General features: G+C 68.6%; 21 protein-coding genes. 10 read left to right on the plus strand and 11 right to left on the minus strand.

All coding sequences use genetic code 11. The features are described 5' to 3' along the window. Positions 1 to 100: 100 nt before the first annotated feature. The 6 genes from CXB49_RS13065 to CXB49_RS13090 form a co-directional block, all read right to left on the minus strand. The gene (locus tag CXB49_RS13065) at positions 101 to 3,340 is read right to left on the minus strand and encodes a transglycosylase domain-containing protein (RefSeq protein WP_101708806.1); all 3,240 of its coding nucleotides are present in this window, start codon (positions 3,338 to 3,340) and stop codon (positions 101 to 103) included. A gap of 189 nt (positions 3,341 to 3,529) precedes the next feature. After that, entirely contained in the window at positions 3,530 to 3,856 is a 327-nt protein-coding gene (locus CXB49_RS13070) for a hypothetical protein (protein WP_101708807.1), read from the minus strand. Between the two features lie 9 nt (positions 3,857 to 3,865). Continuing rightward, entirely contained in the window at positions 3,866 to 4,744 is an 879-nt protein-coding gene (locus CXB49_RS13075; RefSeq protein ID WP_101708808.1) for a hypothetical protein, read from the minus strand. A gap of 209 nt (positions 4,745 to 4,953) precedes the next feature. Continuing rightward, a complete protein-coding gene (locus tag CXB49_RS13080) occupies positions 4,954 to 6,657 on the minus strand; it encodes a putative 2-aminoethylphosphonate ABC transporter permease subunit (RefSeq protein ID WP_101708809.1) in 1,704 nt (567 codons plus the stop codon). Next, positions 6,651 to 7,751: a putative 2-aminoethylphosphonate ABC transporter ATP-binding protein gene (locus CXB49_RS13085; RefSeq protein ID WP_101708810.1), complete on the minus strand. Its 1,101-nt coding sequence runs from the start codon at positions 7,749 to 7,751 to the stop codon at positions 6,651 to 6,653. The genes CXB49_RS13080 and CXB49_RS13085 overlap by 7 nt, the downstream gene beginning before the upstream one ends. Before the next feature lie 68 nt (positions 7,752 to 7,819). Further along, positions 7,820 to 8,842: a putative 2-aminoethylphosphonate ABC transporter substrate-binding protein gene (locus tag CXB49_RS13090; protein ID WP_101708811.1), complete on the minus strand. Its 1,023-nt coding sequence runs from the start codon at positions 8,840 to 8,842 to the stop codon at positions 7,820 to 7,822. A gap of 218 nt (positions 8,843 to 9,060) precedes the next feature. Here CXB49_RS13090 and CXB49_RS13095 point away from each other — a divergent pair, with 218 nt between their 5' ends. Continuing rightward, the gene (locus CXB49_RS13095) at positions 9,061 to 10,668 is read left to right on the plus strand and encodes a diguanylate cyclase domain-containing protein (protein ID WP_233492802.1); all 1,608 of its coding nucleotides are present in this window, start codon (positions 9,061 to 9,063) and stop codon (positions 10,666 to 10,668) included. On the opposite strand, the gene phnN is transcribed toward CXB49_RS13095, so the two are convergent. Genes phnN through phnF form a run of 3 tightly spaced genes read right to left on the minus strand, consistent with a single transcriptional unit; the run spans position 10,658 to position 12,607 of the window. Then, complete coding sequence (gene phnN / locus CXB49_RS13100) at positions 10,658 to 11,200, minus strand: phosphonate metabolism protein/1,5-bisphosphokinase (PRPP-forming) PhnN (protein ID WP_101708813.1); 543 nt, start codon at positions 11,198 to 11,200, stop codon at positions 10,658 to 10,660. The genes CXB49_RS13095 and phnN overlap by 11 nt on opposite strands. Further along, positions 11,190 to 11,888, minus strand: a complete 699-nt coding sequence (locus CXB49_RS13105; protein WP_101708814.1) for a DUF1045 domain-containing protein — start codon at positions 11,886 to 11,888, stop codon at positions 11,190 to 11,192. The genes phnN and CXB49_RS13105 overlap by 11 nt, the downstream gene beginning before the upstream one ends. Beyond that, complete coding sequence (gene phnF / locus CXB49_RS13110; protein WP_101708815.1) at positions 11,885 to 12,607, minus strand: phosphonate metabolism transcriptional regulator PhnF; 723 nt, start codon at positions 12,605 to 12,607, stop codon at positions 11,885 to 11,887. The genes CXB49_RS13105 and phnF overlap by 4 nt, the downstream gene beginning before the upstream one ends. A gap of 142 nt (positions 12,608 to 12,749) precedes the next feature. On the opposite strand from phnF, the gene phnG reads away from it, so the two are divergent. Genes phnG through CXB49_RS13150 form a run of 8 tightly spaced genes read left to right on the plus strand, consistent with a single transcriptional unit; the run spans position 12,750 to position 18,853 of the window. Then, complete coding sequence (phnG, locus tag CXB49_RS13115; RefSeq protein WP_101708816.1) at positions 12,750 to 13,184, plus strand: phosphonate C-P lyase system protein PhnG; 435 nt, start codon at positions 12,750 to 12,752, stop codon at positions 13,182 to 13,184. Between the two features lie 2 nt (positions 13,185 to 13,186). Continuing rightward, positions 13,187 to 13,759 (plus strand): phosphonate C-P lyase system protein PhnH, encoded by a 573-nt coding sequence (phnH, locus tag CXB49_RS13120; protein ID WP_158300840.1) that lies wholly within the window; start codon positions 13,187 to 13,189, stop codon positions 13,757 to 13,759. 1 nt (position 13,760) lies between these two features. Beyond that, entirely contained in the window at positions 13,761 to 14,843 is a 1,083-nt protein-coding gene (locus tag CXB49_RS13125) for a carbon-phosphorus lyase complex subunit PhnI (protein WP_101708818.1), read from the plus strand. Continuing rightward, positions 14,836 to 15,678: an alpha-D-ribose 1-methylphosphonate 5-phosphate C-P-lyase PhnJ gene (locus tag CXB49_RS13130; protein WP_101708819.1), complete on the plus strand. Its 843-nt coding sequence runs from the start codon at positions 14,836 to 14,838 to the stop codon at positions 15,676 to 15,678. The genes CXB49_RS13125 and CXB49_RS13130 overlap by 8 nt, the downstream gene beginning before the upstream one ends. Further along, positions 15,675 to 16,448 (plus strand): phosphonate C-P lyase system protein PhnK, encoded by a 774-nt coding sequence (gene phnK, locus CXB49_RS13135; protein WP_101708820.1) that lies wholly within the window; start codon positions 15,675 to 15,677, stop codon positions 16,446 to 16,448. Before CXB49_RS13130 ends, phnK begins: the two co-directional genes overlap by 4 nt. 4 nt (positions 16,449 to 16,452) lie before the next feature. Beyond that, the gene (gene phnL / locus CXB49_RS13140; RefSeq protein WP_101708821.1) at positions 16,453 to 17,160 is read left to right on the plus strand and encodes a phosphonate C-P lyase system protein PhnL; all 708 of its coding nucleotides are present in this window, start codon (positions 16,453 to 16,455) and stop codon (positions 17,158 to 17,160) included. After that, a complete protein-coding gene (locus tag CXB49_RS13145; protein ID WP_101708822.1) occupies positions 17,157 to 18,293 on the plus strand; it encodes an alpha-D-ribose 1-methylphosphonate 5-triphosphate diphosphatase in 1,137 nt (378 codons plus the stop codon). The genes phnL and CXB49_RS13145 overlap by 4 nt, the downstream gene beginning before the upstream one ends. Continuing rightward, complete coding sequence (locus tag CXB49_RS13150; protein ID WP_158300841.1) at positions 18,293 to 18,853, plus strand: phosphonate degradation HD-domain oxygenase; 561 nt, start codon at positions 18,293 to 18,295, stop codon at positions 18,851 to 18,853. The genes CXB49_RS13145 and CXB49_RS13150 overlap by 1 nt, the downstream gene beginning before the upstream one ends. 5 nt (positions 18,854 to 18,858) lie before the next feature. Here CXB49_RS13150 and CXB49_RS13155 read toward each other — a convergent pair whose 3' ends face one another. Beyond that, positions 18,859 to 19,530, minus strand: coding sequence for a DAPG hydrolase family protein (locus CXB49_RS13155; RefSeq protein WP_101708824.1), 672 nt, complete (start codon positions 19,528 to 19,530; stop codon positions 18,859 to 18,861). 95 nt (positions 19,531 to 19,625) lie between these two features. Between CXB49_RS13155 and CXB49_RS13160 the strand changes: the two genes are divergently transcribed. Next, a complete protein-coding gene (locus tag CXB49_RS13160) occupies positions 19,626 to 20,285 on the plus strand; it encodes a TetR/AcrR family transcriptional regulator (RefSeq protein WP_199406683.1) in 660 nt (219 codons plus the stop codon). On the opposite strand, the gene CXB49_RS13165 is transcribed toward CXB49_RS13160, so the two are convergent. Continuing rightward, positions 20,282 to 20,779, minus strand: a complete 498-nt coding sequence (locus tag CXB49_RS13165; protein ID WP_101708826.1) for an ATP-binding protein — start codon at positions 20,777 to 20,779, stop codon at positions 20,282 to 20,284. The two genes, CXB49_RS13160 and CXB49_RS13165, sit on opposite strands and share 4 nt — an antisense overlap. Between the last annotated feature and the right edge of the window lie 44 nt (positions 20,780 to 20,823).

Genomic DNA, 20,823 nt, shown 5'->3' on the forward strand with positions numbered 1-20,823 from the left:
CGCTTAGAGCCCGCGAACAGGCCCTTACGGTTACGGGCGGCTGCCCGCAGCGCATGGCGGGGCAAGATAGCAGCAAGCCGCCCGGCCGGCAAGCGCCGGCCTAGCCTTCGTCGCGCCGGCCGGTGATCAGCGCGTCCTTCTCGCGGCGCGGCAGCGCCTCCATCGCCGGCGGCTTCAACAGCTGGCACATGCCGTCCAGGCTGGGCACCAGGCATAACGGCGTGCCGCGCTGCACGCCCACGTCGGGCGTGCCTTCGGCCACGCTGTCGGCGCCGTGGCTGGTCTCGCGGGCGCTCAGGTCCAGCCGCGGCATCAGCGTAGGCGCCAACACTTTCAGCACCTGCACCGGCAAGGCGCTGGTGAATTTGTAGTCGGCCGCCTTCGGCCCAGCCACATAGGCGACGATAGTGCCGAAATAATGGTCGCCGATGTAGAACACGAAGGCGCCGGAGCGGCTGACCACGCGGGCCGAGGTCAGGCCGCCGCCGCGCGAGAAGGTCTTGAAGCGGTTGTCGCCGGTGCCGGTCTTGCCGCCGATCAGCGTGTGCTCGCCCTTCTTGCGGTCGAAGGCGCCCGAAACGCGGTGGGCGGTGCCCTTGTCGACCACTTCGGACAGCACCTGGCGCACCAGTTGCGGAATTTCCGGCGGCAGCACGCGCACGCCGCGCGTCGGCGCTTCGGTCAACGTGGAGTCGTAAGGCGTGTCGGAGGCGAAATGCAGCTTGTCGATGTACACCGTCGGCAGACGCACGCCGTCATTGGACAGAATGCCCATCAGCTCGGCCAGCGCCGCCGGCCGGTCGGCGGAGGCCCCCAGCGCGGTGGCGTAGGACGGCACCAGCGAGTCGAACGGGTAGCCCATGCGCTTCCACGCCGCGTGGATCTGGCGGAAGGCGTCTATCTCCTGGATCTGGCGGATGCGGTTGTCCTGGCCGCCTTTGTGCTTGCTGTTGAACAGCCACTGGTAGACTTCCTGGCGCTGGGCGGCGCTGGCGTTCACCATTTCGCTCCAGCCGGCCTGCGGATGCGCGTGCAGATAGGCCACCATCCACAATTCCAGCGGGTGGATGCCGGCCAGATAGCCGCGGTCGGCCAGGTTGAAGCGGTCCGGCCCCAGTTCGTCGTACAGCTTGCCGATCGCGGCCGAATCGAGCTTGGTCGGCGTCGTCAGGTATTTGGCGATGAAGGCCGCCATCTCGGTCTGGCCGGCTTGCGGATGGACGCTGCGGAAGATCACCGCCAGCCGCTTGGCGCTGCGGCGCGCCTTCTCTACCAGGATGGCGTCGATCTCGCTCGAGCTCTTGCCGTGGTACTTGCGGTAGAAGCCGGCCATGAAGGTGCGCCCCTCGCGGTCGGCGAAGCGCTGCAGATAGGCGCGCCGGCGCGGATCGTCCTTGTCGCCCATCACCTCGCGGTCATAGCCCACCGGATACATGTAGTAGCGGGAGATGTCGCGCATCAGCCGGATGTACACCAGGTTGACCGAATGCTGGGTGGCGTCGCGCAGCGTCATGATGCGGCCGTTGTCGCTCTTCTCGAAGTTCTCGAAGGTATGGCGTCCGCCGCCGGTGAAGAAGCTTTCGCCGGGGCTGGCGCTGTATTTTCGCTCCATCGCCGCCGCCAGCATCGTCGACAGGCTGCGGTCGTCGCTCTGGCGCAGATAGTCTATCGCCCAGCGCCGCAGCACCGGCTCGTGCTCGGTCGGCCGGATCTTGGCCAGCTCGTCGCGACCGACGGCGGCATATTGCCGGTGCAGGTCGGCGATCACTTCCAGATAGGTCACCAGCGTGCGCAGCTTGGCGGTAGAGCCCAAATCCAGCTTGGTGCCCTCGTTGATGTCGAAGGGCTGGTCGAAGTTGTCGGCCTGCACTCTGACCTTGTTGCCGTTCGGCGTGCGCTCGATCAGCGTGAAGCTGTAGGTGACGCCGCCGGGCGAGCCCTGCTGCAACAGGAATTTGTCGCCCAGCCCGACCGACTTGGCGTAGTCCGGGTCGCGCAGCTTCAGCAGCTGGTCGGTGACGCTCTGCTGCAGCCCGGAGTCCAGCGTGCTGTTGACGGTCAGGTCGAGGTGGTCCAGATCATACATCCGGGACACGCCGAGCATGCCCGCGAGCTTGACCCGCACCGCGTTGGCGCCCTTGCGCTCGACCAGCGACTTGGGCGTCAGGCTGGCGCGCTCCCGCTGCTGACGCAGCGAAACCTGCAGCGCGGCGTCGCGCAGTTCCGGCGTGATCACCTTGTCGCGCGCCATCAGGCGCAGATAGGAGTCGGTCAGTTCCTCCAGCACCTTCATGTCGCCGTTCAGATAGAACGACGGACTGCGCTGCGAAATCATCAGGCTGAACGCCTCCTTGAACACCGTGGCCTGTTCCTGCACCGACTGCGGACGCGTGCTGGCCAGCGTGTCGTTGACCTCCTTGAACGAGCGGCCGTACCACGCCCACATGCCGTCGCCGATGCCGGAAATCTCGCCGAAGCCGGCGCGCGCCGCCAGCGGCACGGTGTTCAGGTAGGCGACCACCAGTTGCCGCCGCGAACCGGTGGTGTCCTCGCCGTTCTGGTAGGCGCGCACCGAGGCCGACAGCATCTGGCGCAGCTTCTCCTTCGGCGAGCCGGTGCGGCCGCCCGGCGAATGGCGGAATTTCTCGATCTGCGTCGCCAGCGTGCTGGCGCCGGCGGAATGGTAGCCCGGCCGGAACAGGTGCAGGCCTTCGTCGACCAGCGCCTTGCCGAAACGCGACCATTCCACCGCCGGATTCAGCTGCGGATTGCTGTCGTCGAGCAGGGTGTGGTTTTCGATGTACAACAGGCCGGACACCAGCAGGCGCGGCAGCGAGTCGAAATCGGGATAGATGCGCTGTGGATACGGCGTCTGGTAGATCGCGCGGCCATAGCCGTCGTAAAGCCGCAGACCGCCCTGGTCCTTCTCCTTGTAGGGCAGGAACAGACCCAGCGGCAGCAGCGGACCGGTGACGCCGCTGTCGGCCAGCTTGATCAGCTCCGGCGACTGCCGCGCCTGCTCCGACACCGCGAAGCCGCGCTGCTGCAGCCGCGCCAGGTAGCCTGGCAGGCTGGAGTAACCCAGCCGCTGATCGTAGGGGCCGCCGGCAACGGGAAAGCGCATGTCCCGGCTCTTGCCCGGCTCCACCTTGAACGTCGCGTGGCGGCTGGCATGGCTGAAGAACAATGCTTGGAAGCGCGAAGTGTGGACTTCGTTGAGGAATAGCGATACGGCCAGCCCGCACAGCGCGAGGAACAAGCCGGCCAGCGCCCACCATGTGGCGGACGAGGACGGCTTGCCTTTGCCCAATCCGAGTTTGGCTTCCGGAGTATCTATCATGATCTGTCGGCCCCGGAGGGGCGCCCCCCTGCTGCATGAACTGGAGAAAACCGCTTGCTGCACCGGATCGCACTGCCAGGCCGTCAGGATCGCCTGAGGCTCTCCTCAATATCGGACAGCCGGCACGCTTTAGAAAGGTGGGAAAAGCTTGTTAAAGAATGTTCGGTGTTTTCACCAGTCCCACCGCCGTCAAGCAAGCAAGGCGGCGGCCTGGCCGGAGGCCTGCGCGGCCAGTTTCAGCGCCTTGGCGACGAATTCTATCGAGTTCGCGGTCTGGGCCAGCCGCCGCTCGGCGTCGTCGGCGGCCGAGCAGGCGGACTGCAGCGTCGCCACCGCATCGGCATACTGGCTGGTGGTCTGGTCCAGGCTGCGGGCGATGGCGGCCATCGCCTGCCCGCTCAGCTCGCTCTGCAAGTCTTGGAAACGGCGGCTGTCGTCGCCGGTGGTCGCCACCATCAGATCGTTCATCCGCGAGGCCAGACCAGTCAGGCTTTCAGCCAGGTCGTGATTGTCCATTCCGTCCTCCTATTGGCCGGGCAGCGCGCGGTAGAAGCCCCGCAGACGCCGGGCCTCGGCGATGAAGTCGCGCAGCCGCTCCAGCCGCTCGCCCGGATCGTCCAGGCTGCGGCGCAATTGGCGGTGCGTGTCGGGAAACGCCTGCAAGGCTCGGTCGGCGGAGCCCAGCGCCTGGTCCAGCCTGTCGTATTGCGCCAGCTGCCCGGCCGCCCCCTGGTCGAACTGGTAGCGCGCCCAGCTGCCGTATCGCGGCCGCACGCCGTCGGCGTCGACAAAGCCCAGATAGCGCAGCTTGATGTTCTGCAGATACAGCCTCAATTCCGGCAGCGCCTGCCGCATCTCCTCGGCCAGCCTGTCCAGTCCCGGCTGGGCCCTATCCATGGTCCGGCGCAGGCCGTCCTTGCGCGCGCTGGCCAGCAGCGCCTGGCCATAGGCGTCGACGGCGGTGGACAGACCGTTGGCGGTGGCGGCGCTGATCCCGCTGCCCTGCAACGACCGCAGGCTGGCGGCCAGATCCTGCGCCGAATGGTCGACGTCGGCGGCGTTGCCGGCGCCGGCCAGCTTGGCCAGCGCATCGGCGTAGCGGCACAACATGTCGAGCGAGGCGCGCAGCCGGCCCAGCGGCGTCGCCAGATCGTACGACTCGCCCTGGGCGTTGAGCAGCGGGAAGCCTTCGCGGCCTATCTTGCGGTCCGGCGCCGTCAGCACCGCGCTGTCGCGGGCGTCCCGCTCCAGCGCGTCGAAGCTGGCATCGGCGCCGGACTCCACCTGGCGCGCCGCTTCGCTCCACGCCGAAAACTTGCCGGCGTCGACGCTGCCGCAGCCGGCCGGCAGCAGGCAGGCGGCCAGCAGCGCGATGCGGACATAAATAGGTGACTGGCGATGCATACGGCCTCCCCGGCTGCGCCTGCGCTCGAAATCGCTTCCTCATGCTTTACAGATATAGGCCGCCGTCATGACAATTCAACAGAATTGCAAACCGCGGCGTCGCGCCGCGGCGCCAAGCGCCCGCTCAATGGCGTGAACAGGCTCCTGGAATGGGACGCCGCCGATCCGGATCCGTGAATCGGCGGCGGACGCGGCCGGGGAGCGCCGCGTCAGCGTTTCGCTTCGCCGCCGCGCCGCCAGCGCTGGTGGCGCCGCGCCAACGCCCGTTCCAGTCCCAGCGCCAGCAGCCAGGCCGCGCCGGAGGTCAGCGCGATCAGCGTCGCCATCGCCGCCGCCGCCGCGGTGTCGCCGGCATCGTCCATCGTCACGATGGCCACCGCCGCCAGGCCCTTGCCCGGGCTGATGATGAAGATCAGCGCCGACAGCGTGGTCATCGCCGACACGAAGAGGAAGCGCGCGACGTCCAGCAGGGCCGGCAGGCAGACCGGCAGCGTCACCCGACGCAGCGTGGTCCAGAACGGCACCTTCAGCGAGGCCGCCACCGCCTCGAACTCGCCGTCCAGCTGGCCCAGCGACGCGGCGACGGTCAGGTGCGCCGTGGTGTAGAAGTGGGCGATGGTGCAGGCCACCATCAGCGCCATGCCGCCATACAGCGCGTTCAGCGGATTGGCCGGATGATTGAAGAAAAACACATAGCCCAGGCCCAGCACCAGGCCCGGCACCGCCATCGGCAGCATCGCCAGGAAACGCAGCAACGCGCGGCCCAGCGGCGCCGCCTTCAGCTTGTCGCAGGCATAGGCGCCGAGAAAGACCAGCGCGCTGCCGATCACCGCGGTCGCAGCCGCCATGCCCAGGCTGTTGAAATAAGAACCCCAGCCGCCGCCGTCGACATCGTCGAAGCGGTAGTGCGCCAGCGTGAACGACAGATCGTACGGCCAGTACTGGATGAAGGAGGCGGCCACGCCCATGCCCAGCAGCGCCAACAGCGGCAGCGAGATCAGCGCCAGCAGCGCGGTGGCCGCCGCGTCGCGCCGCCAGTCCGGCGCCGGCACATACCACACCGCCCTGGCGGTCAGCGCCGCCTGCTGGCGCCGGGCCATCGCGCGCTCGATGAAGAAGGACAGCACCGCTGGCAGCAACAGCATCAGCCCTACCACCCCGCCGCGCGGGAAGTTCTGCTGCCCCACCACCTGCTTGTACGCCTCCACCGCCAGCACATTGCAATCGCCGCCGACCACCTTGGGCACGCCGAAATCGGTGATCACCACGGTGAACACCACCAGCGCCGACGACACCAGGCCGTAACGCGCCCCCGGCAGCGTGACGGTCAGGAACTGGCGCAAGGGACCGGCGCCCAGCGTCCTGGCCGCCTCGTACAGGCGGGCGTCGGCGGCCGACAGCGCCACCGACAGTATCATCAGCGCGTACGGGAAGGTGTAGAAGGCCTCGCCCAGCGCCACGCCCCAGAAGCCGTAGACGCTGCCGCCGTGCAGCCAGTCCTTCAGCAGGCCCTGATTGCCGAACAGATAGACCAGCGAGATCGCCGGCATCAGCGACGGCGCCAGCAGCGGCGCCAGCGCGATCTGGCGAAACAGGCCGCGCCCCCAGGCCCGGCTGCGGCGCAGCGCCCAGGCGAAGGCGAAGGCCAGCGGCACCACCAGCGCCGACACCGTCGTCGCCAGCAGCAGGCTGTTGCCTGCCGCGCGCATCAGACCGGGGGAATCCAGCACCGAGGCGAAGTTGGCGAGGCCGGCGAAGTCGCCGTCCGTCGTCAACACCGACTTGCCCAGGATGGACAGCAAGGGCAGGCCCAACGCCAGCGCCAACGCGGCCACCAGCGTCCACACCAGCGCCGTCGCCGCCGATGACTCCCGATTGGCGGATCGCGCCATTTTCCATGCCAGGCTCAGCATGCGGCCTCCCGCGGATAGGCGCGCAGCAAGGCTGCAGGCAGTTCCACCGGCACGATCTCTCCCGGCAGCAACGGCTGCCGGTTCAGCATCGACGGACACACTTCGGCGCGCAGCGTCACGCCGGGCATGCCCTCCGGCCGCAACCGGACATCGGTCATCGCGCCGCCGAAAGCCACGTCCTCGACCCGCGCCAGCAAGGTGTTCGGCGCCGGCTCCCAGCGCGGTTTGACGATGATGTCCTCCGGCCGCAGAAACAAGGTCAGCGCGCCACAATCCGGCAAATCCTGTTCCAGCCCCAGCACGCAGCCGCCTATCCCCGCCTCGCGCGCGCCGAGCCGGGTCGCCGGCAGCCAGTTGGCGTCGCCGACGAATTCGGCGACGAAGCGGCTGGCCGGACGGCGGTAGATCTCGGACGGCGTGCCCACCTGCTCGATCCGGCCGGCGTTCATCACCACCACCCGGTCGGCGATGGCCAGCGCCTCTTCCTGATCGTGCGTCACCATCAGCGTCGTCACGCCGAGACGCCGCTGCAGGCCTTTCAACTCCTCGCGCAGCTTGTCGCGCACCCGCGCGTCCAGCGCCGACAGCGGCTCGTCCAGCAACAGCAGGCCCGGCGAGGTGGCCAGCGCGCGCGCCAGCGCCACCCGCTGCTGCTGGCCGCCGGACAGCTGCGACGGGTATCTGCCGTCGGCGCCGGCCAGGCCGACGATGTCCAGCAGCTCGCGCACGCGCCTGGCGTGGCCTTCCCGGTCCCGCCGCGGCCGCAGGCCGTAGCTGATGTTGTCGGCCACCGTCAGATTGGGAAACAGCGCGTAGCTCTGGAACACGATGCCGTAGTCGCGGCTGGCCGGCGCCGCGCGGGTGATGTCGCGCCCGGACAGATGGATGGCGCCGGCGTCCGGCAGATCCAGTCCGGCGATCAGGCGCAGCAGCGTGGTCTTGCCGCAGCCGGACGGTCCGAGCAGGCAGACGAACTCGCCCTTGCGGATGGAAAGGGACACCGCGTCCAGCGCGGTGAAGGCGCCGAAGCGGCGGGTCAGCGCGTGCGCGGACAAATGTTCGGACAAGCCGGACAGGCTATCGACCGGTTTCATCGGATACTCCCGTGCCTGGTGATGGAAACAAGCCGCCCCCGGACGGGGGCGGCCGGCGCGGCGGTCGCTCACTCCTTCGGCGCGGCCTTGCTTTCATAGCGGCGCGACCATTCCTTCAGGATGGCTTCGCGGTTCTTCGCGGCCCAGTCGAAGTTGTTGCGGGACAGCCGCTGCGTGTAGTCGACCGGAATGAACGGGTTGCGCGTGGCCACGCCCGGCATCGCCAGCACCGCGTAGTTCTGGTCGTACAGCTTCATCGCCGGCAGGCTGACCGAGAAGTCGGACAACCGCTTCGCGGCTTCGAGATTCTTGCTGCCCTTGATGATGGCGGTGGCCTCCAGCTCCCAGCCCAGGCCCTCCTTCGGATAGACCAGATCGATCGGCGCGCCCTTGCGCTTCAGTTCGGCGCCGCGGTACTCGAAGGAGATGCCGATCGGATACTCGCCGGCGGCGGCCATCTTGCAAGGCTTGGAGCCGGAGTGGACGTACTGCGCCATATTGGCGTGCAGCTTGTCCATATAGGCCCAGCCCTTCTGCTCGCCCATCATCTGCAGCCAGGCCGAGACGTCGAGATAGCCGGTGCCCGACGAGGCCGGGTGCGGCATCACGATCTGGCCCTTGTACACGGGCTTGGTCAGATCGGCCCAGCTCTCCGGCTTCGGCAGATGTTTCTTCGCGGCCTCGACGGTGTTGAAACAGATGGTGGCGGCCCACACATTCATGCCGGTCCATTGCGGCGGCCTGGCCTTGTCGACGAACTGCGGGCTCAGCTTCTCCACGCCCTTGGGCGCGTACGGCTGCAACATGCCCTGCTGGTCCAGGATCATCAGGCTGGTGGCGGCCAGGCCCCATACCACGTCGGCCTGCGGGTGGTTCTTCTCCGACAGCAGCTTGGCCGTGATGATACCGGTGGAATCGCGCACCCAGCGGATTTCGATATCCGGATTGGCCTGCTCGAACGCGCGCTGGTAGTCCTTGACCTGGTCGGCCTCCAGCGCGGTGTACACCGTCAACGTGGTTTTGGCGTAAGCCAGCGGGGACAAGAGTCCGGACACGGCCAGACCGACTGTGACTGCCATCTGCTTCTTCATCGACGATGCTCCTCTGTTTAGACGTATAGACAAATTTGCCTGCACGCCGCGCTGCTGAAAAATTTCAGCCGCCACGATAAAGGGACGCGATGACTGGCCGGTGAAAGCCCGATGAAGTTTGTCTTGCGGCGCTAGACGTCCCCGCCCGGCAAGCCGCCGATGCGCACAAAACAGGCGCATCAACTACGATGACAGTGTGGACACCAATTGAAGAAAACATGATCTTGCGCCGCGTCTTTGACAGCATAGTCACCCGCCTGCTGGTGTTGGCGCTGTTGATCGTCGCTGCCGGTTCCGTGTCCCGCTACTACGCGCTGACCAATTTCCTCCATGAAGACCTGAGCAAGGTGGTCGAGGCCCAGCAACTGGCGCTGGCCAACTATGTCGCGCGCGACATCAACGACAAGGTGGCGCAACGCGAGGATTTGCTGATCCATCTGGCCGCCGTGCTGCCTCCCAGCCTGCTGCGGCAGCCGTCGCGGCTGCAGGATTGGCTGCAGGAACACTATCAGTACCAGCCGCTGTTTTCCGTCGGTCTGTTCGTCGTCGGACCGGACGGCCGCGCCATCGCCGACTATCCGCCCAGAGCCCCGCGACAGCTGGTGCGGTACGGCGACCGCGACTACGTCCGCATGGCCTTTCAAGGCCATGCCTATATCGGCCGCGCCGCGATCGGCCGCGTCACCCGGGCCCCGGTGCTGCCGATCAGCGCGCCGGTGCGCGGCGCCGACGGCAAGATCGCCGCCGTGCTGGTCGGCGTCACCGCGCTGGCGGCGCCGAACTTCCTCGACCTGATGCAGCACACCCGTATCGGCGACTATCGCGACAGCTTCCTGCTGATCTCGCCGCGCGACCGGCAGTTCGTCTCCTCGTCGCAGCCGGACATGATTCTGCAGCCGCTGCCGCCGCCGGGCGTCAATCCGCTGCACGACAGGGCGATGGCCGGTTTCCGCGGCGCCGGCATCACCGTCAACGCCAAGGGCGTGGAAGAGGTCAGCGCCATCGCCTCGGTGCCGCGCGCCGGCTGGTTCGTCGTGGCGCGCCTGCCCAGCAGCGAAGCCTTCGCCACCGTCGAGCGCGTCAAGCGATTCACCGTGCGCAATACGCTGACCGCGCTGGCCGTGTTCACGCTGTTCTCCAGCCTGGGGCTCTACATCGTGCTGCGGCCGCTGTTCCAGGCCGCCTGTCACGCCGACAAGATGACGCGCGGCGAATTGCCGCTGGAGCCGATACCGATACGCCGCAACGACGAGGTCGGCCATCTGATCGCCGCCTTCAACCGCCTGCTGCACAAGTTGAACGACCAGCAGGAAGAGTTGGCGCGCATGGCCCATCACGACTCGTTGACCGGCCTACCCAACCGCTCGCTGCTGTCCGACCGCCTGCACATGGCGCTGGCGCAGGCGCAGCGCAAGCATGCCCGGCTGGCGCTGCTGTTCATGGACCTGGACGGCTTCAAGACCATCAACGACAACCTGGGCCACCGGGCCGGCGACAAGGTGCTGTGGCAGGTGGCCCAGCGGCTGGCCGGCATCGTCCGCCAAACCGACACGCTGGCGCGCATCGGCGGCGACGAGTTCGTGCTGCTGCTCAGCGATCTGGACGACAACGCCGCCGAAATCGCGCAGACCGTCGCCGAAAAATGCCTGGAAGCCTTCGACACGCCGTTCCTGGTCGCCGGTAGCGCCTGTAAGCTGGGCATCTCGATCGGCATCGCGCTCGGCGACGGCCTGAGCACCTCGGACAGCCTGCTGCAGGCCGCCGACCAGGCGATGTACCGGGTCAAGAAAACCGGTCACAGCGGCAGCGAGATCATCAGTCTGTAAGCAGGCTCAGCAGCCGCTCGCCGGCGTCGGCCAGCGCCCCGTCGTTCCACAGCACCTTGCAACCGTCCGGCGGCGCGAAGCTGCCCGCCTCGCGCAGGCGCCGCGCGATCTCGGCCGCCGGCTCGCGGCCGCGGCCGGCCAGCCGCGCCGCCAGCACCTCGGGGCTGGCGGTGATCCACAACGGACGCAGGCCGGGGAAACGCTCGGCCGCCAGCGGCAAGCTGGAACGCGAGCCGTTGGCCACCACGTCCATTCCCTGCTCCAGCCACAGGTCCACCTCCACGCCCAGCCCGTAGGCCAGGCCATGCCGGCGCCAGCTCAACGCGAAACAGCCGCCGGCCTCGCGCGCGTCGAACTCGGCCTGGCTCAGCGCCACATGGTTCTCCCCGCCGGCGTCGGCCGCCCGCGTGATGTAGCGGTGGGCGAACATCACGCCGCCGGGCAGCCGTTGCCGCGCGTAGGCCAGCAGGCTGTCCTTGCCGGCGCCGGACGGGCCGATCACATACCAGAGCACGCCGGGCCTAGTCGCCATGACGCCGCACCTCGCCGTCGAAGCCGCAATAAGCCAGACAGCGGAACGGCCCCCCCGCCTCCGGCTCGACGAACAGCGCGATGCCGTCGACGACGACATCGTCGAGCAGGCCGTCGAAATGGCGGCGCGCGCCCAGCTCCAGCGCCCGCGCCGTCGCGGAATCCCGCTCCACATCGGCGGACAGCGTCAGATGGAAGCGGAACTGCTCGAACACATAGGGATAGCCCCAGCGCCGGTACAAGGCCCGCTGTCGCGCGTCCAGCCCGTCGCGCGCCTTGATCGGCTCGCCGCGGTCGGCCAGCGGCGCCAACGCCACCGTACAGGCGGCGGCCAGCTCGGCCAGCTCCGGCGGCGGCGCCGCCGGCCGCAACGCCAGGAAGCGGTCCAGCCAGTCCACCCGCAGCGGCAGCGCGAACCGCTCGAAACCGGCGGCCAGTTCCGCCGTCCGCCGCAGCAGCGCGTCCTCGCCGACGTCCGGCCCCGGCGCGAACGGCGCCTTCAGCGTCGCGTGCCAGCCGTAGCGGGCGGCCGCGCCGGTCAGCGCGGCGAACTCGACGGCGCCGACGCCGTCCACCTCAGGCCTAGGCGGCAAGCCGCCGCTTGCCGCGTCCCGTCCCAGCCAGCGACAACCGGCGGACCACAAGGCCGAATCGGGCCGCGGCGCGTAATACAGCGCGTAGCGCATCATTCCTGCTCCATCACCAATTGCACCAGGTCGCCGTTGAAGCTGGTGACGCCGTACTGGACCGGCAGGCCGGCCGCGTCGACGTTCAGCGACTTCACCCGCAGCACCGGCCGGTTCTTCGGAATGCCCAGATAGTCCACCGTCTCGGCGTCCGGCAGCCGCGCGGTGACGCGGGTGAAGCGGCGGGTGTAGTCCGGCACGCCGCACTCCTGCAGTGCGCGCGTCACCGAGCGGTGGCGGCGGTAGGCGTCCGGCAGGCCGGGCAGTCTGGCCGCCGGAAAGAACATCGTCGCGTAGTCGACCACCCGGCCTTCGGCCTTGCTCAGCACCTGGATGCGGAACAGCGCGTCGCCGACCGCCACCCGCAGCAGCTCGGCCAGCTCGGCGTTGGCCGGCACCGTGTCGCTGTTCAGGATGTCGACGTCGGCGCTGAGATTCTGCCGCGCCATATTTTGCGAGAAACGGGTGCGCTTGCTGATCGCGTAGTCGATCGCATTGTCCTGGACGAAGGTGCCGCGCCCCTGCTCCACCCGCAACAGGCCTCGCTCCACCAGCGTCGCCACCGCGCGCCGTATCGTGTGGCGGTTGACGGAGAATCGCGCCGCCAGCTGCAGTTCGGTCGGCAGTTGCTGTCCCGCCCGCAGCACGCCGCCGGCGATGTCGGCCGCCAAGCTGTCCTCTATCTGCCGCCACACGGCGACGCCGGAACCTCTCTCTATCATCCCATTTCCCCCAAGGTCTGTGCCCGCCTTGAAAACGTCACAAAAACTTCATCGCCGCATGCTGTTTGTCGGTGCCTGGTCGCCATTATCATGGATACGTCTATACGTTTATATGAATTTTTCTTGAACCATGAGGCACACGATGGACACCTCCACCCGACAGCGCTGCTTATCGGTGCTGGCCAACAGCCCGATTGAACGGCTGCTGGAACTGCTGCCGCCGGCCCTGCCCCCGGCCCCGCGCTGGCTGCGCCGCGCCGAAACCGGCCTGATGATGCTGCAGGGCCGCAGCGGCGGAACCGGCGCCCGCTTCAACCTGGGAGAGATCAGCGTCAGCCGGGCCAGCTGCCAGATCGGCGATCACATCGGCCACGGTTGGGTTCGCGGCGGCGACGGCCGCCATGCCGAGCTGATCGCCCAGGCCGACGCGTTGCTGCAGGACCCTGCGCGCCGCGACGTGCTGATCCGCGAATGGATCTCTCCGCTGGAAACCGAATTGGCCGAGCGCCGCGCGGCCCGTTCGCGGGAAGCCGCCGCCAGCAAGGTCGAGTTTTTCACCATGGTCCGGGGGGAATGAATATGCTGACAGGTCTCTCCCAACCGGTCGATGACGCCCAGCAAACGTTCCGCGCGGTCTTGGCCGCGATGGCGGAACCGCTGCTGCCGCGCGCGCTGCCGACTCTGCCGCCTGCCCTGCCCGGCCTGAAGGCCGCCACCGCCGCGCTGCTGTACACCTTGGCCGACCAGGACGTGCGCGTCTGGCTGCCGCCCCTGCCCGACGACACCGTCGCCAGCCTGCGCTTCCACACCGGCATGCGGCTGGCCGATCTGCCCGAGCACGCCGACTTCATCGTCATCGTCGCAGGCATGCCGCTGCCGAACCTGATCAGCCTGAAAGCCGGCAGCGCCGAATATCCGGATCGCTCGGCCACGCTGCTGATCGAGGCGGACGGCTTCGGCGCGGACCAGGTGGAAGGCCGCGGTCCCGGCTTCGCCGCGCCGCGCCGCTTCGGCGCCGCCGGCCTGCCGCAAGCTTTCTGGCGCGAATGGCAAGTCAACCACGCCCGCTTCCCGCTGGGCGTCGATGCCCTGCTGATTTCCGACACCCACATCGCCGGCCTGCCGCGCAGCGTCCGCATCCGGGAGGGTTGAGATGTATGTAGCCGTCAAAGGCGGGGAAACCGCCATCGCCCGCTCCTGGGACCTGCTGGCCGCCGCGCGCCGCGGCGACGAGGCGGTGCCGGAGCTGACGCTTGATCAAATCCGCCAGCAGTTGCGCCTGGCCGTGGCCCGCGTGATGCAGGAAGGCTCGCTGTACGACGAGGAGCTGGCCGCGCTGGCGCTGAAGCAGGCCGGCGGCGACAGCATGGAGGCGGTGTTCCTGCTGCGCGCCTTCCGCACCACCTTGCCGCGCTTTGGCCAGACGCTGCCGCTGGACACCGCCGCGATGCGGGTGCGCCGCCGCGTGTCCGGCACCTTCAAGGACGTGCCGGGCGGCCAGATACTCGGCCCGACCGCCGACTATACCCAGCGCCTGCTGGACTTCGGCCTGATGGGCGCCGCGGAAAGAGTCGAGCTCGAACAGGCCGCCGCGCCGCTGCCGGACGCGCTGCCCGGCGTATTGCAGCTGCTGGACCGCGAGGGCCTGATCGAGGCCGATCTGCCGCCGGCGGGCGACCCGGAACCGACGGACCTGACGCGCGAGCCGCTGATGTTCCCGGCCTCCCGCCCGGCGCGGCTGCAAAACCTGGCCCGCGGCGACGAGGGCTGGCTGTTGGGCCTCGCCTATTCCACCCAGCGCGGCTATGCCGAGAGCCACCCGTTCGCCGGTGAGATCCGCATGGGCGAAGTCGGCGTGATGGTCTGCCCGGAGGAACTGGGCTTCGAGATCGACATCGGCGAGATCACGCTGACCGAATGCCAGATGATCAACCAGTTCGCCGGCAGCAAGACCGCGCCGCCGCAATTCACCCGCGGCTACGGCCTGAGCTTCGGCGAGGCCGAGCGCAAGGCGATGGCGATGGCGCTGGTGGACCGCAGCCTGCGCGCCGAGGAATTGGGCGAAACCGCCCACGCGCCGGCGCAGCAGGCGGAATTCGTGCTCTACCACAGCGACAACGTCGAGGCCTCCGGCTTCGTCCAGCACCTGAAGCTGCCGCATTACGTGGACTTCCAGGCCGAGTTGGCGCTGATACGCCAGCTGCGCGCCGCCGACCAGGAGAAGGCCGATGACTGATCCCCGCAACGACCGCTACAACTTCGGCTTCCTCGACGAAAACACCAAACGCATGCTGCGCCGCGGCCTGCTGAAGGCGGTGGCGATTCCCGGCTACCAGGTGCCGTTCGGCAGCCGCGAAATGCCGCTGCCCTACGGCTGGGGCACCGGCGGCATCCAGGTAACGGCCAGCGTCATCGGCCGCGACGATGTGTTGAAGGTCATCGACCAGGGCGCCGACGACACCACCAACGCGGTCAACATCCGCCGCTTCTTCGGCCGCGTGACCGGCGTCGCCACCACGACGGCCACCGGCGACGCCACGCTGATCCAGACCCGCCACCGCATTCCTGAAACACCGCTGAAACCCGGACAGATCATGATCTTCCAGGTGCCGGAACCGGAACCGCTGCGGACGCTGGAGGCCAGCGAGGTGGAGACCCGCAAGCTGCACGCCCACCAGGAGTACGGCCTGATGCACGTCAAGCTATACGAGGACATCGCCCGCTTCGGCCACATCGCCACCAGCTACGACTACCCGGTGATGGTGAACGACAGGTATCTGACCTCGCCGTCGCCGATTCCAAAATTCGACAATCCCAAGCTGGACATGAACCCAGCGCTGCTATTGTTCGGCGCCGGCCGCGAAAAGCGGCTGTACGCGATCCCGCCGTACACCAGGGTGGAAAGCCTGGCCTTCGACGATCATCCGTTCGAGGCCCAGAGCTGGCAGCAAGGCTGCGCCATCTGCGGCTCGCATGACAGCTATCTGGACGAGATCGTCACCGACGACGCCGGCAGCCGGCTCTTCGTCTGCTCGGACACCGATTATTGCCAGCGGGAGAAACAAGCATGATGGCGCCCATCCTTACCGTGAACGGGCTTTGCAAGGACTACGGCAACGGCCAGGGCTGCTTCGACGTCAATTTCGAGCTGTATCCGGGCGAAGTGCTGTGCATCGTCGGCGAATCCGGCTCCGGCAAATCGACGCTGCTGTCCACCTTGGCCGGCCGCCTGGCCGCCGACGCCGGCAGCGTGCGCTTCGCCGACCGCGACGGCGCGACGCACGAGCTGACCTGCCTGCCGGAGGCCGAGCGGCGCCGGCTGGCGCGCAGCGAATGGGGCTTCGTCACCCAGCACGCCCGCGACGGCCTGCGCATGGGCGTGTCCGCCGGCGCCAACGTCAGCGAGCGGCTGATGGCGCTGGGCCAACACCACTACGGCCGGCTGCGGCAGACCGCCGGCGACTGGCTGGAAAAGGTCGAGATAGACCGCGAGCGGCTGGACGACAGGCCGACCGCCTTCTCCGGCGGCATGCAGCAGCGGCTGCAGATCGCCCGCAATCTGGTGACGCAGCCGCGGCTGGTCTTCATGGACGAGCCCACCGGCGGCCTGGACGTGTCGGTGCAGGCGCGCTTCCTCGACCTGACCCGCCGTCTGGTGCGCGACGCCGGCATCGCCGTCATCATGGTGACGCACGATCTGGGCGTCGCGCGGCTGCTGGCGCAGCGCACGCTGGTGATGCAGAAGGGCCGCGTGGTCGAAGCCGGCCTGACCGACCAGATACTCGACGACCCGCAACACCCGTACAGCCAGTTGCTGGTGTCCTCCATCCTGCAGGCCTGAAATCATGAATCTACTGATCAACGCGGAAAACCTGAGCAAGACCTTCACCCTGCACCAGCAGGGCGGGCTGCGGCTGCCGGTGCTGACCGACGTCTCGCTGCAAGCGGCCGCCGGCGAATGCGTGGCGCTGGCCGGCCCGTCCGGCGCCGGCAAGAGCACGCTGCTGAAGGCGCTGTACGCCAACTATCTGGTGGAAAGCGGCCGCATCGGCGTGTTCCACCAGGGCGCATGGCTGGACATGGCCCGCGCGCTGCCGCACGAGATCGCCGCCGTGCGCCGCCACACGCTGGGCTATGTCAGCCAGTTCCTGCGGGTGATCCCGCGGGTGTCGGCGCTGGACATCGTCGCCGAGCCGCTGCGCGAATGGGGCTCGACCGACGCCGAGGCGCGGCTGGCCGCCGGCGAGTGGCTGGCGCGGCTGAACATCGCCGAGCGGCTGTGGAGCCTGCCGCCGGCCACCTTCTCCGGCGGCGAGCAGCAACGCGTCAACATCGCGCGCGGCATGATCGCGCCGCGGCCGATACTGCTGCTGGACGAGCCGACCGCGTCGCTGGACGCGGCCAACCGCGACGTGGTGGTCCAGCTGATGCGCGAGGCGCTGGCCCGCGGCGCGGCGCTGATCGGCATCTTCCACGACGCGCCCACCCGCGACGCCATCGCCACCCGCGTCTTCCAGGTCCCGCTGGCGCAACAAACGGAAATCGCAGCATGAAACAGATTCTGAACCACGCCCGCATCGTGCTGGCCGACCGCGTGATCGAAAACGGCGCGCTGGAAATCAACGATGGCCTGATCGCCGCGATACACCAGCAGCCGCTGCCCGAGGGCGAGGACCTGGCCGGCGCGCTCTTGCTGCCCGGCCTGGTAGAGATCCATACCGACAATCTGGAAAAACACCTGATGCCGCGCAACGGCGTGCTGTGGCCCGCGCTGCCGGCGGTGATCACCCACGACGCCCAATGCGTGGCCGCCGGCATCACCACGGTGCTGGACGCGCTGGCGGTCGGCGACCTGGAGGGCGACAGCGTGCGGCTGGACACGCTGCACAGCGCCTTCGACGCGATCAACCAGGGCATGCGCGAGGACGCGCTGCGCGCCGACCACTTCTTCCACCTGCGCTGCGAGCTGGCCTATCCGGGCCTGCTGGACGAATTGGCGCCGCTGATCTCCCACCCGGCTGTCAGGCTGCTGTCGGTGATGGATCATACGCCGGGCCAGCGCCAGTACCGCGATCTGGAGCAGTACAAGAAGTACTACGGCAAGAAGAAGGTGGGCTGGAACGAGGACACCTTCCTCGCCGCCGTCGAAGAACGCAAGGCCAGGCAGGCGGAGTTCGCCGGCCGCCACAAGCAGGCGGCGGTGGAAATGGCCCGGGCGCGCGGCATCGCGCTGGCCAGCCACGACGACACCGACGAGGCGCACATAGCGGAAGCGCTGCGCGACGGCGTGGCGATCTCGGAATTCCCGACGACGCGGGAGGCGGCGGCGGCGGCCAGGCGGCACGGCCTCGCCACCGTGATGGGCGCGCCCAATGTGGTGCGCGGCGGCTCCCACTCCGGCAATGTGGCGGCGCTGGAGCTGGCGCGGCACGATCTGCTGGACATCCTGTCGTCCGACTACGTGCCGGCCAGCCTGCTGCACGGCGCCTGGCTGCTGCACACGCAAGGGGGCTGGGCATTGCCGCGCGCCGTCGCCGCCGTCAGCCTGAATCCGGCGCGCGCGGTGGGTCTGGCCGACCGCGGCGACATCGCCGTCGGCCAGCGCGCCGACCTGGTGGCGATGACGGCGCGCGGCGACGTGCCGCTGGTGCGAAACGTATGGAACCAGGGCAGGAGGGTATTCTGATGTTCGACGCCATCGCCGCGCTGCGGCAGCTGTACCGCGAACACGGCGCGCGCCATTACGGCGAGGCGGTCAGCCAGTTCGACCACGCGATCCAGGCCGCCACGCTGGCGCGCGACGCCGGCTGCGACGACGAGCTGACGCTGGCGGCCTTCCTGCACGACGTCGGCCACCTGCTGGAGCACGACGGCGCGGAAACGATGGGCGACTACGGCGTGATGGCCCACGACAAGCTGGCCCGCGACTATCTGCTGCAGCTGGGCTTCTCCTCCCGGCTCGCGCGGCTGGTCGGCATGCATGTCGAGGCCAAGCGTTATCTGTGCGCCGTCGATCCGGCCTACCTGGCGGCGCTGTCGCCGGCCAGCGCCGCCACGCTGGCCTACCAGGGCGGACCGATGGGCGCCGGCGAGGCCGAGGCCTTCGCCAGCCTGCCGGAGCTGGCCGACATCCTGGCGCTCAGACGGCTGGACGAAGCGGCCAAGGACGGCGGCTGGAGCCCTGACGCGGCCGACTGGGTGTGGCCGCTGTTGGCCGCCCACCTGGCCGGCCAGACCGGCGGCTGAGCGCGTCACCACGCCAGCGGCCCCTTCTCGCCGTTGGCGTGCTCGCCGTAATACAGCGAAGGCAGGAAGCGCGCCAGACTGCTGAACTCGTCGTAGCAGTGCTGCATCAGGCCCAGGCCCAATTCGTCCGGCACCGGCGACTCGCCGCCCAGCACGAAACGGCTGCGCAGCACCGCGCCTTGCGGCTTGTCGCGCGCCAGGTGAATCATCTCGCCGTCCAGCGGATCGCCGTCGGCCGCCAGCCTGGGTTCGTCGCCGAAGGCGATGCGCGCGCACACCAGCCCGGACACCGCCAGCTCCCGCCTCGCCTGCGCCAGCGCGTCGGCCGAGAAGAAATCCGCCGGCTCGTGAAACTTCAGCACCGCCGCCACCGGCGGGAAATCGCCCAGCGACTCCTCGGCGCGCACGCAGGCGCCGACATAGCGCTCGCCCCGCCGCCAGTTCCGGTCCCAGCCGTGCATCCGGTGATGGTCGTGCGGGTGCCACCAGCGGATGTGCTGAGTGGTCTCGAAAAACTTGAACCACCACTCCAGCATCCGGCCGGCGCAGCCCGGCAACTCGGTCCTGACCGCCACCAGCAAGCGGCCGTCGTCCAGCCGGCGGATGCCGGTTTCCAGCGTCAAGGGACGCGGCGACAGCAGTTCGTCATGGTTCGATATCCGATTCTGAGCATTCACAGTACACTCCTTGTCGTTTGGCCGTCCGGGCCTGCCCGATGCGCCAACATTTAAGAAACGGTTTACGTTTCCATATTCAAACAAGTCGAGAAACCATGTCAAGCGCAATGGATATTTCATCGTCCCCCGCTCCCCGGCCGCGAGGCCGCCCGGCCTCGCCGGAGGAGGCGCTGCGCAGCCAGGTGCTGCGGGCCGCGACCGAGCTGCTGCTTGGCGATGGCTACCGGGCCTTGAGCATAGAAGCGGTGGCCAAGCGCGCCGGCGTGGCCAAGAAGACGGTGTATCGTTTCGCCGACAACCGGGAACAGCTGCTGGCGGCCATCGTCGACGACTGGACCGCCGGACTCGCCCGCGCGGTCGAAGCGCCGCTGGATCAGGAGAGCGATGTGGCGCAGGCGCTGGAGGCGCTGCTGCTGTCGCTCGCCGAACGGGTGCTGTCGGCGGAAGCCGTGGGAATGTTCAAGCTGCTGATCAACGATTTTCCCGGCCGCGAGCAGGCGCTGGCGGCGTATACCGGGCACGGCATCCGCCACAGCGCGTCGCTGCTGGCGGACTGGCTGGCCGAACGCCGGCGCCGCGGTCTGCTGAGAATGGACGACCCGGCGAGCTGCGCCGAGCTGCTGCTGGCGATGGCCATCGCCGAACCGCTGCGGCGGATGGCGCTGGGCCTGGCCGCGCCCGGCGTCGACGCGGCGCTGCGCGAACGGGTGCGGGCCGCCGCGCGCCTGTGTTACGAGGGAATGCGGCCAGGCTAGCCGGTGGCGATCACCGCCGAGCGGGCCAGCTCCTCGTCCGTGGCCGGCTCGAACTGCGTCTCCATCGCGTCGAACATCGCCGGCGTCACTTCGAAGGAGAAGGTATCGCCGCGCGCGGCGTTCCGCTGCTGCACGCGCTGACGGCGCACATCGGGCGCCGCCGTCACGTAATGCAGCTTGGCGCTCAAACCGTGCTCATCCGCCAGCGCAAGAAAACGGCTGCGGCTGGCCGCCTTCATGAAGCCGAGGTCCAGCACCGCGCGGCCGCCGCCGCGGACGATGGCCAGCGCCGTCAGCCAGATTCGCCGCTCGCAACGCGCCGCCCTTTCCATCACCCAGCCGAAATCCAGCGGCTGCGGCAGATCCGGACCGTACAGCTGCCCCATCCAGTCGTCTATCGCCAGGTGCACCGCCCGCTCCGCTTCGGCCAGCTTGCGCGCGTGGGTGGATTTGCCGGCCCCTTGCGGGCCGAACACCAGATGCAATTGAGTCATCGAAGCTGCCTTTGCAAAAACAATGCCGCCCGCAGGCGGCTGGA

The sequence above is a fragment of the Chromobacterium sp. ATCC 53434 genome (assembly GCF_002848345.1).
Classification (GTDB): domain Bacteria; phylum Pseudomonadota; class Gammaproteobacteria; order Burkholderiales; family Chromobacteriaceae; genus Chromobacterium.

Bases quoted from the DNA above. Each gene is read 5' to 3' on its own strand.
- phnN (WP_101708813.1), bottom strand. From the start codon at position 11,200: ATGGCGACTAGGCCCGGCGTGCTCTGGTATGTGATCGGCCCGTCCGGC.
- CXB49_RS13105 (WP_101708814.1), bottom strand. From the start codon at position 11,888: ATGATGCGCTACGCGCTGTATTACGCGCCGCGGCCCGATTCGGCCTTG.
- CXB49_RS13085 (WP_101708810.1), bottom strand. From the start codon at position 7,751: ATGAAACCGGTCGATAGCCTGTCCGGCTTGTCCGAACATTTGTCCGCG.
- phnK (WP_101708820.1), top strand. From the start codon at position 15,675: ATGATGGCGCCCATCCTTACCGTGAACGGGCTTTGCAAGGACTACGGC.
- CXB49_RS13145 (WP_101708822.1), top strand. From the start codon at position 17,157: ATGAAACAGATTCTGAACCACGCCCGCATCGTGCTGGCCGACCGCGTG.
- phnL (WP_101708821.1), top strand. From the start codon at position 16,453: ATGAATCTACTGATCAACGCGGAAAACCTGAGCAAGACCTTCACCCTG.
- CXB49_RS13165 (WP_101708826.1), bottom strand. From the start codon at position 20,779: ATGACTCAATTGCATCTGGTGTTCGGCCCGCAAGGGGCCGGCAAATCC.
- phnH (WP_158300840.1), top strand. From the start codon at position 13,187: ATGCTGACAGGTCTCTCCCAACCGGTCGATGACGCCCAGCAAACGTTC.
- CXB49_RS13125 (WP_101708818.1), top strand. From the start codon at position 13,761: ATGTATGTAGCCGTCAAAGGCGGGGAAACCGCCATCGCCCGCTCCTGG.
- CXB49_RS13090 (WP_101708811.1), bottom strand. From the start codon at position 8,842: ATGAAGAAGCAGATGGCAGTCACAGTCGGTCTGGCCGTGTCCGGACTC.
- CXB49_RS13080 (WP_101708809.1), bottom strand. From the start codon at position 6,657: ATGCTGAGCCTGGCATGGAAAATGGCGCGATCCGCCAATCGGGAGTCA.
- phnF (WP_101708815.1), bottom strand. From the start codon at position 12,607: ATGATAGAGAGAGGTTCCGGCGTCGCCGTGTGGCGGCAGATAGAGGAC.
- CXB49_RS13065 (WP_101708806.1), bottom strand. From the start codon at position 3,340: ATGATAGATACTCCGGAAGCCAAACTCGGATTGGGCAAAGGCAAGCCG.
- CXB49_RS13130 (WP_101708819.1), top strand. From the start codon at position 14,836: ATGACTGATCCCCGCAACGACCGCTACAACTTCGGCTTCCTCGACGAA.
- CXB49_RS13075 (WP_101708808.1), bottom strand. From the start codon at position 4,744: ATGCATCGCCAGTCACCTATTTATGTCCGCATCGCGCTGCTGGCCGCC.
- phnG (WP_101708816.1), top strand. From the start codon at position 12,750: ATGGACACCTCCACCCGACAGCGCTGCTTATCGGTGCTGGCCAACAGC.
- CXB49_RS13160 (WP_199406683.1), top strand. From the start codon at position 19,626: ATGTCAAGCGCAATGGATATTTCATCGTCCCCCGCTCCCCGGCCGCGA.
- CXB49_RS13070 (WP_101708807.1), bottom strand. From the start codon at position 3,856: ATGGACAATCACGACCTGGCTGAAAGCCTGACTGGTCTGGCCTCGCGG.
- CXB49_RS13150 (WP_158300841.1), top strand. From the start codon at position 18,293: ATGTTCGACGCCATCGCCGCGCTGCGGCAGCTGTACCGCGAACACGGC.
- CXB49_RS13095 (WP_233492802.1), top strand. From the start codon at position 9,061: ATGATCTTGCGCCGCGTCTTTGACAGCATAGTCACCCGCCTGCTGGTG.